The organism is Phaeobacter sp. JH20_29 (genome assembly GCF_048056175.1).
Lineage (GTDB): Bacteria > Pseudomonadota > Alphaproteobacteria > Rhodobacterales > Rhodobacteraceae > Phaeobacter > Phaeobacter bryozoorum.
The window spans coordinates 127,538-141,650 of the sequence record NZ_JAYMWO010000004.1 but is presented as its reverse complement, the minus strand read 5'-3'; the positions used below and the strand labels follow the sequence as shown (position 1 = coordinate 141,650).

Below are 14,113 nucleotides of genomic sequence, written 5' to 3'. Positions count from 1 at the left end.
GATCAGCTGTGGCCCCAGTCCTCCGGGTTGTCGCTGTTGTTGGGGCTCAGCCCCAGCACATCCCCCCGGATCGAACAGCCCAGCCCCAGCACGGTGCGGTTGGCATAGGAGAAATAGGCGCAGACCTGATTGATCTCCAGAATCTGCCCGTCATCCAGACCGGCGGCCCGCAGCGCATGGATATCCGCCTCGATCAGCGCGGCCGGGGCTTCGGTCAGCTTGCGCGCATAGACCAGCCCGGCCCGCTGCGCCGGATCCAACGGCGCCAGCTGCGGGTTGCGCGCCTCGATCGCGGCGCGGATCTCCAGCCCCCGCGCCTCATCCGCCAGCAGCCGCTGGAGGCCGGCAAAATGGTGCTCCACGCAATAGGCGCAGTCATTCAGGGACGAGACCCAGACTCCCAGCACCTCCAGATACCATTTCGGCAGGCTGTTGCCGCTGTGGTGCAGCACATTCTTGTAAAGCGCCATATGCCCTTCCATCGAATGCGGCCGCAGACTGTGCACCATCATGATGTTGTCGACATTGTTGCCCGGCCCGGTCACCCGCTCGTAGAGCTTTTTCAGCTTGCCGGTTGCCTCTTCAAACGGAACGGTCCTGATCCAGGCCATGTTACTCTCCCTGATTGTCTGACCCGAGAGTAGCGGGATCTGACGTGGCGGAAAGACGGAACCGAACGTCACAGATGTTACGCAAGGCGGCACCGCCGCCCCGCGCCTGCCTGCCCCCCGGCAGGCGCGTTCACCGGCGCAACAAGACGCAACGGCAATCATCTATCGCGCCGGACGCCAAGCCGCGCCGTCACGCCTGCGCCCGCCCAGGCAGGCGCGGGGCTCATCGCTTTACGCCGACGCCTCCCGCGCCACCGCGGCAATCGCCGCCCGCACATCCGCCGCGCGGCTGCGGTGGTTGGTGATCGCCGCGCGCAGCATCACGCGGCCCTCCGCACGGGTGGTCGAGAACACCGCCTCGCCGCTTTCCTGCAGGGTCTGGGCAATATGCGCGTTGATCACAGACTGCGCCTCCGGCGCCAGATCGCTGCGCGCGGTGAAGACGCAGATATTCGATACCACCGGCGCGCCCAGTGCCATCAGCGGCTGCGCCTCAACCTCAGCCGCCATCAGCGCCGCCAGCTCGCAATTGCCGGTAATCGCCTCGCAGAACGCCGCCTCGCCATAGGTCTCAAGCGCCGTCCAGACCTTCAGCGCCCGGTTGCCACGGCTGAGGTCAATGCCATAGTCGCAGAACCACGGCTCACCGCCCGCCAGCCCGCGCTCGGCGCCTTCCAGATAGGCAGGCCGCGCCGCAAAGGCCGCCCGGTGCTCGTCCTCGTTGCGCAGCAGCGCCATGCCGCAGTCATAGCCCACATACATCCATTTGTGGAAATCCAGCGCGATGCTGTCGGCCCGCCCGATCCCGTCACTCAGCGACCGGTAAGGCTCCGCCGCAATCCGCGTCCAGGCGCCAAAGGCCCCGTCCACATGCAGCCACAGCCCCAGATCCGCTGCCGCATCGGCCAAGGCATTCAGATCGTCAAACTGCCCCAGATCCACGGTGCCCGCATTGCCCACCAGCAGAAAGGGCAGCGCGCCCCTGGCCCGATCCTCGGCCACCATCCGGGCCAAGGCCGCGCAGTCCAGCCGGCCATCGACCAGCGGCACCTTGCGCAGATTGTCCGAACCGATACCCAACAGCTCCACCGCCTTCAGCGAGGCATTATGCACGCCCTCGCCCGCATAGGCGGTCAGCCGCACCGCGCCCTGGCCGGTCTTGCGGACATCCTTCAGCACCCGCAGCCGCGCCGCCTGAAAGGCAATCACCGTCGCCTGCGAGGTGCCGGTCACCAGAATGCCGCTGGCCCCCTCCGGCATCCCCATTTTGCGGCGCGTCCAGTCGACAACCGCGCGCTCCATGTAGTTCGCGCCATGGTCGCGCCCGCCCATATTGGCATTGACCGCCGCCGCCGCAACCGAGGCGATCAGATCCGTCGCCAGACCCGATCCCTGCACCCAGCCCCAGAACCGCGGATGGGTGTTGCCACCGTGATAGGGCAGCACATCGCGGATGATCCGGTCCACCGCCGCCTGCGGCCCCAGCGCCTCCGCCGTCACCGCATAGCGCGCGTCAATATCCTCCGGCACCGGCTGCCAGGGGCGCTCCGCTGCCTCTTGCATCTGGTCCAGCGCCGCCTCCAGCATCCGCTGCGCCTCAGCGCGGAACACCGCCCAATCCTGCGTCTTGATCCCAGTCTCAGCCACCCGCGCGCCCTCCTCCTGCCTGCCGCTGCCCACAGGTGTAGCCCGCAAGCCGAGACACCGCACGAAGAATATCGCCGCGGCCCGGTTGCCCGGCCTTACCGTCGATGAACTGATCGCCGCGCGCCCTGCCCTGCCTTATCCACAGCCCCTTGCGTGCCTCTTCCACCCGGCCCCAACACCTGCCATAATGGCGGCCAATCAAAACCAACCAAGAGCAGCCCCGCATATGGCCGACGACCTCCTCAGCACGCCCGCTTCTGAGACCTATGACGCTTCCTCGATCGAGGTTCTGGAAGGCCTCGAACCGGTCCGCCAGCGCCCCGGCATGTATATCGGCGGCACCGATGAGCGCGCGCTGCACCATATGGTCGCCGAGATCCTCGACAACTCCATGGACGAGGCCGTCGCGGGCCACGCCAACCGGATCGAGGTGACGCTGCACGCGGATTTTTCCGTCACCATCTCCGACAATGGCCGTGGCATCCCGATTGATCCGCACCCGAAGTTCCCGGACAAATCGGCACTTGAGGTGATCCTCTGCACCCTGCACGCAGGCGGCAAATTCTCCGGCAAGGCCTATCAGACCTCTGGCGGTCTGCACGGCGTCGGCTCCTCCGTGGTGAACGCACTGTCGGATTCCATGGTCGTGCAAGTGGCCAAGAACAAGGAACTGTTCGAACAGCGCTTCTCGCGCGGCCTCCCCCAGGGTCCGGTGGAAAAAATCGGCGCCGCCCCCAACAAGCGCGGCACCTTCGTCACATTCCACGCGGATGAACAGATCTTCGGCTCCCACCGGTTCAAGCCCAAGCGCCTGTTTACCCTCGTGCGCTCCAAGGCCTATCTGTTCTCCGGCGTCGAAATCCGCTGGAAATCGGAAATCGACGACAATGAGACCCCGACCGAGGCCACCTTCCACTTCCCCGGCGGCCTCAAGGACTACCTGACAGAAGTGCTCGGAAAATCCTCCGTCTACGCCGACCAACCCTTTGCCGGTAAGGTTGAGTTCCGCGAGAAATTCAACGCGCCGGGATACGTGGAATGGGCGATCAACTGGACGCCGTCCCGCGACGGCTTCACCCAGTCCTACTGTAACACCGTCCCCACACCCGAGGGCGGCACCCATGTGGCGGGCTTCTGGGCCGCAATCCTAAAAGGGATCAGGGCCTACGGCGAGCTGGTCAGCAACAAGAAGGCCGGCAATATCACCCGCGACGACCTGATGGCGGGCGGCTGCGCGCTGGTCTCCTGTTTCATCGCCGATCCCGCCTTTGTCGGCCAGACCAAGGACCGCCTCTCGACCGAGGCCGCCGCCAAGATGGTGGAAAACTCGGTCCGCGATCATTTCGACAACTGGCTGGCGGCTGACACCAAATCGGCCGGCGCCATCCTCGACTTTCTCGTGCTGCGGGCTGAGGAACGCCTGCGCCGCAAGCAGGAGAAAGAGACCCAGCGTAAATCCGCCACCAAGAAACTGCGCCTGCCCGGCAAGCTGACCGACTGCACCTCCAAGGACCGCGCCGGCACCGAACTGTTCATTGTCGAGGGCGACTCCGCGGGCGGCTCCGGCAAGGGCGCGCGCAACCGGGTCAATCAGGCGCTCTTGCCCCTGAAGGGCAAGATCCTGAACGTGCTGGGCGCGGCCTCCAACAAACTCGGCTCCAATCAGGAGATCAACGACCTCTGCGAGGCGCTTGGCGTCGGCCTTGGCACCAAATTCAACCTCGACGATCTGCGCTATGACAAGATCATCATCATGACCGATGCGGACGTCGACGGCGCCCATATCGCCTCGCTCCTGATGACCTTCTTCTTCACCCAGATGCGCCCGCTCATTGACGGCGGCCACCTCTATCTCGCCTGCCCGCCGCTGTTCCGCCTGACCCAGGGTGCGCGCCGCGTCTACTGCCTCGATGAGGCCGAGCGCGACAAATGGCTGGAAAAGGGCCTCGGCGGCAAGGGCAAGATCGACGTCTCCCGCTTCAAGGGTCTTGGCGAAATGGACGCCAAGGATTTGAAAGAGACCACGATGGACCCCAAGACCCGCAAGCTGATCCGCGTCACCATCGACGAGGACGAGCCCGGCGAGACCGGCGACCTGGTCGAGCGTCTGATGGGCAAGAAACCCGAGCTTCGTTTCCAGTATATTCAGGAAAACGCAAAGTTCGTGGAGGAGCTGGATGTATAAATTTCACACCATATGCTTGCATTAGTTCATCCGCCCCCTACATGTAGTGGACCCGCACAAGTGCGGGAGGAAGGAGCTTCTCTTGGAAGCGTTTTTCTTTCTCCCTGACTTGAGGCAGGAGGTGTAGTGGCCTCTTGGAGCGCCCGAAAGGGAAACCGGGTTAGGATCAAATTGTTGCCTCTGCGCACTACCAACGAGGTCCGCAATAAAGCGGATTGCCCAGGAGGACTGGCTCAAACCCAGGACCCGAATGTGGCGATAGGGCTCGCCGCCCCGCGGATAAGGTCTGAGGCGTCTCGTCTGGGCGCTCTTGTGAAAGTGGTCGGCCCTCGCGACTATTGCGAGACAACCCCGCCTCTGATCATCTGAAAGAGACGAGGCGCCGAACCCACATTATCAAAATCCTGTTGCTTCATTGCTTTCCTGCTTCCCTCCCGCACCACAAGGCCCGCGCCTGACCTTGGGGAGGCGTGAAGCGCCTTCCCGGGGGGGAAGGTCAGGCGCGGGCCGTGCGGCTGGCGCCCCACGTCCCAAAGGGGCACACCGCCAACCCCTTCACCTTCCCCAAATACTCCCGCCCCCTGCCCGGCAGGCGGTTTTGCCGCCGAGAGGGGGAAGGCATCCCGCCTATAGGTCTGCGCCTGCCGGGGGCTGGCACGCGGCCCGGTCAAGGTGCCTCGTACCCCCGTTGCGCCAGCCCCCGGACCACCGCACGCCCCCTCCACCTTCGCTTAAACCCGATCTGCCAGGCTGATCCCGTCGCGACATCCGGGGCGGACTGACACCCCGCCCCACCACCTGGAGATCGGACGCCACGGCCAGCAACCGGGGCGGTTCGCAGATATCTCGCGAAGATGGGCAAACCCCATCCCACCCTCCGCCTCTGGCCCCAGTGGAGACATTGGGCCCTTGGCGGCGCCGCCTGCTCTTTGCTGCCCGTAGCACCGACCCGTTCCCCACCACGCGGGTGACATCACAATCAGGACATCCCCCACCGCGCCACTGGGCATCACCGGCCGCGCGGTGATAGCGCTTGCCTGCAAGGCGCTGGTCTTTCTACACTTCCCCTGAGCCAGCCCACCCCGGACCCACCCGCAGGAGCCGCCGCCATGATGACCATCGCCGACAATCAGCTGCTGCTGATCCTCCTGTGTTTCGGTGCAGGCAGCCTTGGCACCGCGCTGCTGTTTCGCCATCCTGCAGGACACCGCGTCTGGCGGCTGGCGGATCTGGGCTGGGTGGTGCTCGGCGGTATCGGCGCGCTGGTCGCTGTGCTGGCGGGCATCTACAAGGCCGACACCGGGCGGCTGGAACGGCAGATCGACATCGCCTATGCCGCCACCGCCTCTTTTGACCGCGACGCCGCGCGCTTTCGCCTGCGCTTCTGCGATCCGGCCTATGACAGCGATATCGCCACGCTCTGCGACAAGATCGAGTTTCTCTCCGCCTCCACCGCGGGCAATGCCGAGCTGCCGCTGTTCATCGCCGTCACCGATCAGGTCACCCCGCTGCAGGGGCTGCGGCTGATCTTTGGCCGCGCCGAGCACACGCCTGAGATGATGGAAATGGCCGCCAAGGCGGATGCCTTCGATCCCGCGGCCTTCACCGTTTTTACCGCGCTGGATGCCCCGACCAAAGCCGCCGTCGACACCCTGCGCCGCAAGGTGCCGACCATTGCGGGCGATTTTCTGATCCTGGCCCGCGCCTATGACGCGCTGATCGGGCAGATCACCCAGCTCAAGAGCGAATGGGAATATCTTCAGGACAACGCTCATATTCTGGTGTTGCAGATCCTCGCGCTCTGCATGGTGGCCTTTGCCGCGCCGTTCCGGCTGGGCAAATCGGTGGTGGATCTGCGCTAGGTCCTGGCCTTATCAAAACTCACCGAACTGGCCATTTCGACAAGGTCACATTCCAGGCTAGGCTGACCGCAACAGACCCTTTCAGATTTGCGAGCCCAGCCATGCGCGACAACGCCCCTGCCGATAGCCCGACCACCCAGTTGCCCAGCGTCTGCCCGCTGGATTGCCCCGACACCTGCAGCCTCAGCGTCAGTGTCACGGATGGCGAGATCACGGCGGTGCGCGGATCACATGCCAATCCGCTGACCGACGCGGTGATCTGCAACAAGGTGGCGCGCAGTTTTGCAGGCTTCGTGCATGGTCCCAACCGGCTGACCCAGCCGCTGCGCCGCAGCGGCCCGCGCGGCAGCGGCAGCTATGAGCCGATCAGCTGGGAGCAGGCGCTGGACCTGATCCACGCCGGGTTCATGCGCGCAATCACCGCCCACGGCGCGCAATCGGTGCTGCCCTTCAACTACGCAGGCCCCCACGGCGAGCTGGCCGGCGGGTCGATGGACCGGCGGTTTTTCTACCACATGGGCGCAACCCGGCTGAACCGGGGGCCGCTCTGCGGCGGGGTGCGCGGTGGCGCCTATGAGAGCCTGTTCGGCGCCGCTCCCGGCATGCCGCCACACCAGCTGCTGCATTCGGATCTGGTGCTGGTCTGGGGCAATAACATTACGGTTTCCAACCTGCATATGGCGCCGCTGCTGAAACAAGCCCGCGCCAAGGGCACACGGCTGGTGGTGATCGACCCCAAGCGCACCAAGATTGCCGAACACTGCGACCTGCATCTGCAACCGGTGCCGGGCACCGATGTGGTGCTGGCGATGGCACTGGCGGCTGAGCTGGAGCGGCGCGGCGCGCTGGATCATGACTTCATCGCCCAGTGGACCACGGGGTCCGAACCATACGTGAAGGCCGCGCGCAGCTATACCCCCGATCAGGTGGCCGAGGTCTGCGGCATCCCGCTGGCGCAGTTCCACCAGCTGGCGGATTGGATCGCACAGGCCCGCTGCATGTCCACCTCGCTCGGCAACGGGATCGAACGCGGACGCTCCGGCGGCTCCGGCCTGCGTGCGGCCATGGCGCTCCAGGCGCTGACCGGCCATCACGGGCGGCTGGGCGCCGGGGTGCTGGCCAAACCCGGCCTCGCCACCCCCAAAACACAGGACCGCTTGCAGGCCAGCCACCTGATCGACCCGGACACACGGGTGTTCAACATCGTCGATGTGGCGCGCAAACTGCTGGATCGCGATATGCGCATCCCGGTCAAGGCGGTGATGATCTACAATCACAACCCGGTCGCCACCCACCCCGATCAGGCCCGCCTGATCGAAGCGCTCAGCCAGGAGGATATCTTTATCGCGGGCTGCGATGTGGCGATGACCGATTCCATGCGGATGTGCGATGTGATCCTGCCCGCCGCCAGCCATTTCGAATATGACGATGTCTATGGTGCTTACGGCCAGAACTTCATCCAGCGTGCCGCCCCGGTCATTCCGCTGGTGGGCGACAGCCTGCCCAATACCGAGATTTTCCGCCGTCTGGCCGCGCGGTTCGGCTATGACGACCCGCTGTTTCAGGCCAGCGATGCCGAGCTGATGGATCAGGCGCTGGACGGCAATCATCCACAGCTTCAGGGCCACCGCCCCAGTGAAATCCCCCTCGACCGGGCGCTGGAAATCACCGCTGCCGAGGGCGCCGCACCGATCCTCTGTGATACAATTGCGCCGGCCACCGCCTCGGGCAAGATTGAGCTGTTCAGCGAGGACTACGAGACCCGCTACGGCTTTGGCGTGCCGCGCTATGATCCGGTGCCGCGCAGCGCCCCCTTTGTGCTGATCACACCGTCCTCTGCGAAACGCACCAATGCCACCTTTGGCGATCAGCCACCCTCAGATGGGGCCGAAATGCTCGAAATGCACCCAAAGGATGCCGCCAGCCGTGAGCTGACCGATGGCGATCTGCTGGAGGTCTTCAACGATCGGGCCACCGTCACCCTGCGGCTGAAAATCAGCGATGCGACCCGACCTGGCGTGCTCTACAGCCCCAAGGGCACCTGGCGCGCCAGCAGCGCCACGGGTCTGACCGTCAACGCGCTGATCCCCGCCGATATCCGCACCGATACCGAAGATGGCGCCTGCTATAACGAGACCTTCGTGGACCTGCGCCGCGCTGCCAGCTGACCACGCAACAAAGCTCGCAAAACCAGTTCCCACCCAGGCGCAACTTGTCCTAGGGTGGGTCCATGATCGCGCGGTTCTGTCTCGTCCTGGGGTGTCTTGCCCTGCTGTCCTGCGGGCGTCCGCTGTCCGAAGGCGAACAGCAGTTCCTCAGCCGTATTCACGGGCCCGAACTGGATATGAACCGCCTGCGCATCGTCAAGGGCGCGCCACTCTCGCAGGTCACATTTCGCCGCAAGCCACGCCCCCGCGTGACCTGCCGCGAACGCATCCTGCCGCCCGTAAAGGATGAGATCGTCACCTCTTCCCCCGCCGCACTGGCTCTGTTCAACCGCATCTTCTTCGTGCGCGACTGGTATATCGACGACTACATGCCCGCCTACCCCGAGCGGCTCTATCTGGTGGAGGCGATGCTGCTGGCCCATGAGGCGACCCATGTCTGGCAATGGCAGCAACGCGCCAAGACCGGCTATCACCCGCTGCGCGCCGCTGCCGAACACCGCGCGACGGATGATCCCTATCTGTTTGATCTGAAAGGCGACGACCGCTTCATCGACTTTGCCTATGAACAGCAGGGCGCGATTGTCGAAGAATACGTCTGCTGCCGTGCGCTGGACCCAACCGGCGCGCGCACCAAGCGGCTGCATGTAATGCTGAAGGCGGCGATGCCCGTCTCAGACCTGCCGCAAAGCCGCGAAAGCGATGTCTACCTGCCGTGGAAAGGCGCCGAGCTGGGCGGTATCTGCGCCTGACCGATGCGGCTCAGAGCCCCGGATGGAGCTGCCCGCCGTCCAACCGCACCACCCGGTCCATGCGCTCTGCCAGCTCCAGATTATGGGTGGCAATCAGCGCCGCCATGCCGGTCTCGGCCACCAGCTCCATCAGCACCGCAAAGACCTGATCGGCGGTAGCGGGATCGAGGTTGCCTGTCGGCTCATCCGCCAGAAGCAGACGCGGCCCGTTGGCCAGCGCCCGGCAAAACGCCACCCGCTGCTGCTCGCCGCCCGACATCGCCGCAGGGCGGTGCCCGGCGCGGTCGCTCAGCCCGACCCGCGCCAGCAGATCCTGCGCCCGCGCCTCTGCCTTGGCCTGGCTGATGCCATTGGCCAGCTGCGGCAACACGATGTTTTCCAGCGCGGTGAACTCCGCCAGCAGATGATGGAACTGGTAGACAAACCCCACATCCTGCCGCCGCACCGCCGTACGCCGCCGCTCGGATTTGCCGGTCAGATCCTGCCCGCCAATCCGCACCGTGCCGCGATCGGGCGTGTCCAGCAGGCCGGCCGTATGCAGCAGCGTGGATTTGCCGGCGCCAGAGGGCGCCACCAGCGCCACGATCTCTCCGGGCTTCACCGTCAGATCAATGCCAGTCAGCACATCCACCTGCGTTGGCAGGCCGTGGTTGTAGGATTTGCCGACCTGGCTCAGCTGCAATACGGCAGATTGCGCGCCTGTCTGCATTTCGAAATTATTCATAGCGCAGCGCCTCCACCGGGTTCATCCGCGCCGCGCGCCGTGCCGGGAAAATGGTGATGACAAAGGACAAGGTCAGCGACAGCGCCACCGCCGACAGCACATCCGCCAGCCGCAGCTCGGCGGGCAGCGCATAGATGCCCCGGATCGCCGGATCCCAGACCCCGCCCCCCATCACATAGTTCACAAAGGAGAAAATCGGATCGATATAGATCGCGAATAGGCAGCCAAGGATCACGCCCAGCAGGGTACCCACAACGCCAGTACAGGCCCCGCAGAGGAAAAACACCCGCATCACCGACCCTTCGCTGAGGCCAATGGTGCGCAGGATGCCGATATCGCGGCCCTTGTTCTTGACCAGCATGATCAGCCCGGAGACGATATTCATCGTGGCAATCAGCACCAGGATCGACAGGATGATGAACATCACATTGTCCTCGACCTCCAGCGCACGCAGGAAGCCACCCGAGGCATCGCGCCAGGTCCAGACGCCGATGCCCGGGGCAACCTCATCCCCGGCCTGCAACAGCGGCAGCACCAGACGGTCAACGGTTTCGGGATCCTCCACCATCACCTCGATTTCATCGGCAAAGCCTTCGCGGTTGAAATAGCTCTGCGCCTCGGCAAAAGGCATGTAAAGCCGGGTGCGGTCGATGTCATAGCGCCCGGCGGTGAAGATATAGACCACCTCATAGGCATTGACGCGCGGGCTGGTGCCAAAGGCGGTCTTGACCCCATCGGGGGAAATCAGCTTGATCCGGTCGCCGACGCTCACGCCCAGTTCACGGGCCACGCCAGATCCCAGCGCCACGCCTTCGTCAAACCGCGACAGGTCACCAATCGCCGCCTCGCTCTGGGCAATCCCCGGCAGGCTGGCGATATTGGCAGCCGAGATGCCAAAGACCTCAACCCCGGCGCTGCGCTGGCGCAGGCTTGCCATCACCTGCCCTTTGATCAGCGGCGCGCTGCGGATCACACCCGGCACCGCGGCGGCGGCCTCGGCCAGGGCGTCATACTCTGTCAGCTTGCGGTCCAGCTGGCCCTGTTCGGTCACCGTGCCATGTGAATAGAGCGTCACATGCGCATTGGCCCCCAGAATGGTGCCGACAAATTCCGAGCGGAACCCGGTGCGCACCGCCAATGTGGCAATCAGCGCAAAGACGGCAAGCGCAATGCCGATGAGGCTGATCCAGGTCATCACACTGACGCCCCCTTCGGCCCGGCGCGCCCGCAGATAACGCCAGGCGATCAGCCATTCAAAACGGGAAAAAGGGAGTGGTGTGGCCATAATGATCCTGCCGGGCAAAGTTCAGCGCAACCTGTGCTGCCCACGGCCCAAGGTCAAGATCTGGTTTCCGCCCCGGCAGCATTCCCCGGCGATGACACCAATCCACCGCCATCGGCCGGGCGCTGGGTTTTTTGGCAAAATTCCAGGCCCAGACGCAAACGGTCCGCACCAATGGGGCGCGGACCGTGCTGATCGTTCCATAAGGGCGTGTCGCGGGCTATGCGCCGCTTCAGAAGCCCCGGCCGGTCCGGTGGGCGGCATAGATCTCCACGATCTTCTGCACTGCCGCCTCGGGCGAGAGTTCCTCGCTTTCGCCGCTGCGGCGCGAGGTGAGTTCGACCACGCCGTTTTTCAGACCACGCGGGCCGACGGTGATGCGCCAGGGCAGACCGATCAGGTCCATGGTGGCGAATTTACCGCCTGCCCGTTCCTTGCGATCATCATAAAGCGGCTCCAGCCCGACAGCTGTCAGCGCGTCATAAAGGCTCTCACAGGCGGCGTCGGCTTCTTCGTCGCCCTGTTTGAGGTTCACGATCCCGCAGTGGAACGGCGTCACACCTTCGGGCCAGATGATGCCCTTTTCGTCGTGGCTGGCCTCGATGATGGCGCCAAGGAGACGCGAAACGCCGATCCCGTGCGAGCCCATATGGACCGGCGACTGCTTGCCATCGGGGCCTTGCACATTGGCACCCATCGCTTCGGAATATTTGGTACCAAAGTAGAAGATCTGGCCAACCTCGATCCCGCGCGCCACCCGGCGACGGTCTTCCGGCACCTCGTTAAACAGCGCCTCGTCATGGGTTTCATCGGTGCGGGCATATTTCGAGGTAAACTCCTCCAGCACGCCCTGACACTGCTCGACGCTGTCGTAATCAATTTCGCGATCGCCAAAGGTCAGATCGGTGACTGCGCTGTCATAGAACACCTCGCTCTCGCCGGTCTCGGCCAGAACCAGGAATTCATGGGTATAATCGCCGCCAATCGGCCCGCCATCGGCGCGCATCGGGATCGCCTGAAGCCCCATACGCTCGTAGCTGCGCAGATAGCTGACCAGATGACGGTTATAGGCGTGCAACGCGTCCTCTTTGGTCAGGTCGAAGTTATAGCCGTCCTTCATGTAGAATTCGCGGCCCCGCATGACACCGAACCGCGGGCGGATCTCGTCGCGGAATTTCCACTGGATGTGGTAGAGCGTCAGCGGCAGATCCTTGTAGCTGCCGACATGGCTGCGGAAGATATCGGTGATCAGCTCTTCGTTGGTGGGACCATAGAGCATGTCGCGGCCATGGCGATCGGAGATCCGCAGCATTTCCTGACCATAGTCATCATAGCGCCCCGATTCCTTCCACAGATCGGCCGATTGCAGCGTCGGCATCAGCATCGGGATATGACCCGCGCGCATCTGCTCTTCATGGACGATGGTTTCGATCTTCTTCAGCACCTTGAAGCCCAAGGGCAGCCAGGAATAGATCCCGGCAGAGGACTGCTTGATCATGCCGGCGCGCAGCATGTAGCGGTGGCTGACGATCTGGGCTTCGGAGGGGGTCTCCTTCAGCACGGGAAGAAAATAGCGGGACAGGCGCATGGCGGTCTCATTTATCAATCTGGGTTCGCAAGCGGTCTAAGCCATCGACGCGCCTCAGGCAATCGTGCTTTGCGTTTCGGCACGTGGCTGACCGGGCGGATGACCTGACCGCCCCCCTGCGGGAACCGGTGGCCGGTCATTGGGGTTGCATCGACGGGGCGCATGGGCGAAGACTTCTGCCCAAACAGGCCCCTAGGATCAGGCTGAGAGCAGGACGCAACACATGGCACTTCCGGCACAGAAGCAATTGAAATACTGGGGCATTGCCGCTGTCGTCTTTGCGGTGACCATGTGGGCACTGGGCGATGTCCTGCTGCCGTTTGTCCTGGGCGCCGCGATTGCCTATCTCCTTGATCCGATTGCCGACCGGCTGGAAGCGGCGGGGCTCAGCCGCACGGCGGCCACCGCAACCATCACCGTTGCGGCGGTACTGCTGTTCGTGGTGCTGCTGCTGGTGGTGGTGCCGACGCTGATCTACCAGATGATCGACCTCGCGCAGGTGCTGCCGGAGGCCTTCAAGAACCTGCGCGACTTTGCCCAGAAACAGGCCCCGTCCCTGTTTGACGAGGGCAGCCGTGCCCAGCAGACCATCGTGTCCATCGCCCAGACCCTGCAAAGCAAGGCGATCAGCGTGCTGGAGGGCGTTGTCGGCTCCGCGGTTTCGCTGGTCAACGTCATGGTGCTGTTTGTGATTGTTCCGGTGGTCGCGGTCTATTTTTTGGTCGATTGGGATCGCATGGTTGCGCGGATCGACGAGCTGCTGCCGCGCGATCACGCCCCCACCATCCGCGAGCTGGCCGCGCGCATCGACAAGGTGCTGGCCTCCTTTATCCGCGGCATGGGGACGGTCTGCCTGATTCTCGGCACCTATTACGCGGTGGCGCTGATGCTGGTGGGGCTGAACTTCGGTCTTGCGGTGGGGTTCATCGCCGGTCTGGTCACCTTTATCCCCTATCTCGGCGCGCTGATCGGCGGCGCGCTGGCCATCGGGCTGGCGCTGTTCCAGTTCTGGGGCGACTGGTGGTCGATCGGCATGGTCGCAGGCATTTTCGTGATCGGTCAGGTGGTTGAGGGCAATCTGCTCACCCCCAAGCTGGTCGGCAATTCGGTTGGGCTGCATCCGGTCTGGCTGCTGCTGGCGCTGTCGGTCTTTGGCGCGCTGTTCGGCTTTGTCGGCATGTTGATCGCGGTGCCGGTTGCCGCCGCACTCGGGGTGATTGCGCGGTTCCTGGTTGAGCGTTATCTGGACAGTCGCCTCTACCAGGGCAAAGCCTTTCACGACGCGGACTGAACCTGA

10 protein-coding genes are annotated in these 14,113 nt (G+C 64.2%); 5 read left to right on the top strand and 5 right to left on the bottom strand.

Going from position 1 to position 14,113, the window contains the following annotated elements:
• Positions 1 to 2: 2 nt before the first annotated feature.
• Both VWZ85_RS02425 and VWZ85_RS02420 read right to left on the bottom strand, forming a co-directional pair.
• On the bottom strand, positions 3 to 611 hold the full coding sequence (locus tag VWZ85_RS02425; RefSeq protein ID WP_416535697.1) for a carboxymuconolactone decarboxylase family protein: 609 nt from the start codon (positions 609 to 611) through the stop codon (positions 3 to 5).
• A gap of 231 nt (positions 612 to 842) precedes the next feature.
• Complete coding sequence (locus tag VWZ85_RS02420) at positions 843 to 2,258, bottom strand: pyridoxal phosphate-dependent decarboxylase family protein (protein ID WP_416586957.1); 1,416 nt, start codon at positions 2,256 to 2,258, stop codon at positions 843 to 845.
• Between the two features lie 226 nt (positions 2,259 to 2,484).
• On the opposite strand from VWZ85_RS02420, the gene parE reads away from it, so the two are divergent.
• The 4 genes from parE (at position 2,485) to VWZ85_RS02400 (ending at position 9,222) form a co-directional block, all read left to right on the top strand.
• Positions 2,485 to 4,443, top strand: coding sequence for a DNA topoisomerase IV subunit B (gene parE, locus VWZ85_RS02415; RefSeq protein WP_416586954.1), 1,959 nt, complete (start codon positions 2,485 to 2,487; stop codon positions 4,441 to 4,443).
• Positions 4,444 to 5,552: 1,109 nt separating this feature from the next.
• Positions 5,553 to 6,305: a hypothetical protein gene (locus tag VWZ85_RS02410; RefSeq protein ID WP_416546302.1), complete on the top strand. Its 753-nt coding sequence runs from the start codon at positions 5,553 to 5,555 to the stop codon at positions 6,303 to 6,305.
• A gap of 101 nt (positions 6,306 to 6,406) precedes the next feature.
• Entirely contained in the window at positions 6,407 to 8,473 is a 2,067-nt protein-coding gene (locus VWZ85_RS02405; RefSeq protein ID WP_416586951.1) for a molybdopterin-dependent oxidoreductase, read from the top strand.
• Between the two features lie 62 nt (positions 8,474 to 8,535).
• Positions 8,536 to 9,222: a hypothetical protein gene (locus VWZ85_RS02400; protein ID WP_416586948.1), complete on the top strand. Its 687-nt coding sequence runs from the start codon at positions 8,536 to 8,538 to the stop codon at positions 9,220 to 9,222.
• A gap of 10 nt (positions 9,223 to 9,232) precedes the next feature.
• Here the strand turns inward: VWZ85_RS02400 and VWZ85_RS02395 are convergent, their stop codons facing one another.
• The 3 genes from VWZ85_RS02395 to proS all read right to left on the bottom strand — a co-directional run bounded on the left by VWZ85_RS02395 (position 9,233) and on the right by proS (position 12,816).
• Entirely contained in the window at positions 9,233 to 9,946 is a 714-nt protein-coding gene (locus VWZ85_RS02395) for an ABC transporter ATP-binding protein (RefSeq protein WP_416539029.1), read from the bottom strand.
• The gene (locus VWZ85_RS02390) at positions 9,939 to 11,231 is read right to left on the bottom strand and encodes a lipoprotein-releasing ABC transporter permease subunit (RefSeq protein WP_416586944.1); all 1,293 of its coding nucleotides are present in this window, start codon (positions 11,229 to 11,231) and stop codon (positions 9,939 to 9,941) included. The genes VWZ85_RS02395 and VWZ85_RS02390 overlap by 8 nt, the downstream gene beginning before the upstream one ends.
• Positions 11,232 to 11,460: 229 nt before the next feature.
• Positions 11,461 to 12,816 (bottom strand): proline--tRNA ligase, encoded by a 1,356-nt coding sequence (gene proS, locus VWZ85_RS02385; RefSeq protein WP_340546022.1) that lies wholly within the window; start codon positions 12,814 to 12,816, stop codon positions 11,461 to 11,463.
• A 223-nt stretch (positions 12,817 to 13,039) separates the two neighbouring features.
• On the opposite strand from proS, the gene VWZ85_RS02380 reads away from it, so the two are divergent.
• Positions 13,040 to 14,107, top strand: coding sequence for an AI-2E family transporter (locus VWZ85_RS02380; RefSeq protein WP_340546023.1), 1,068 nt, complete (start codon positions 13,040 to 13,042; stop codon positions 14,105 to 14,107).
• The last annotated feature ends 6 nt before the right edge of the window (positions 14,108 to 14,113 follow it).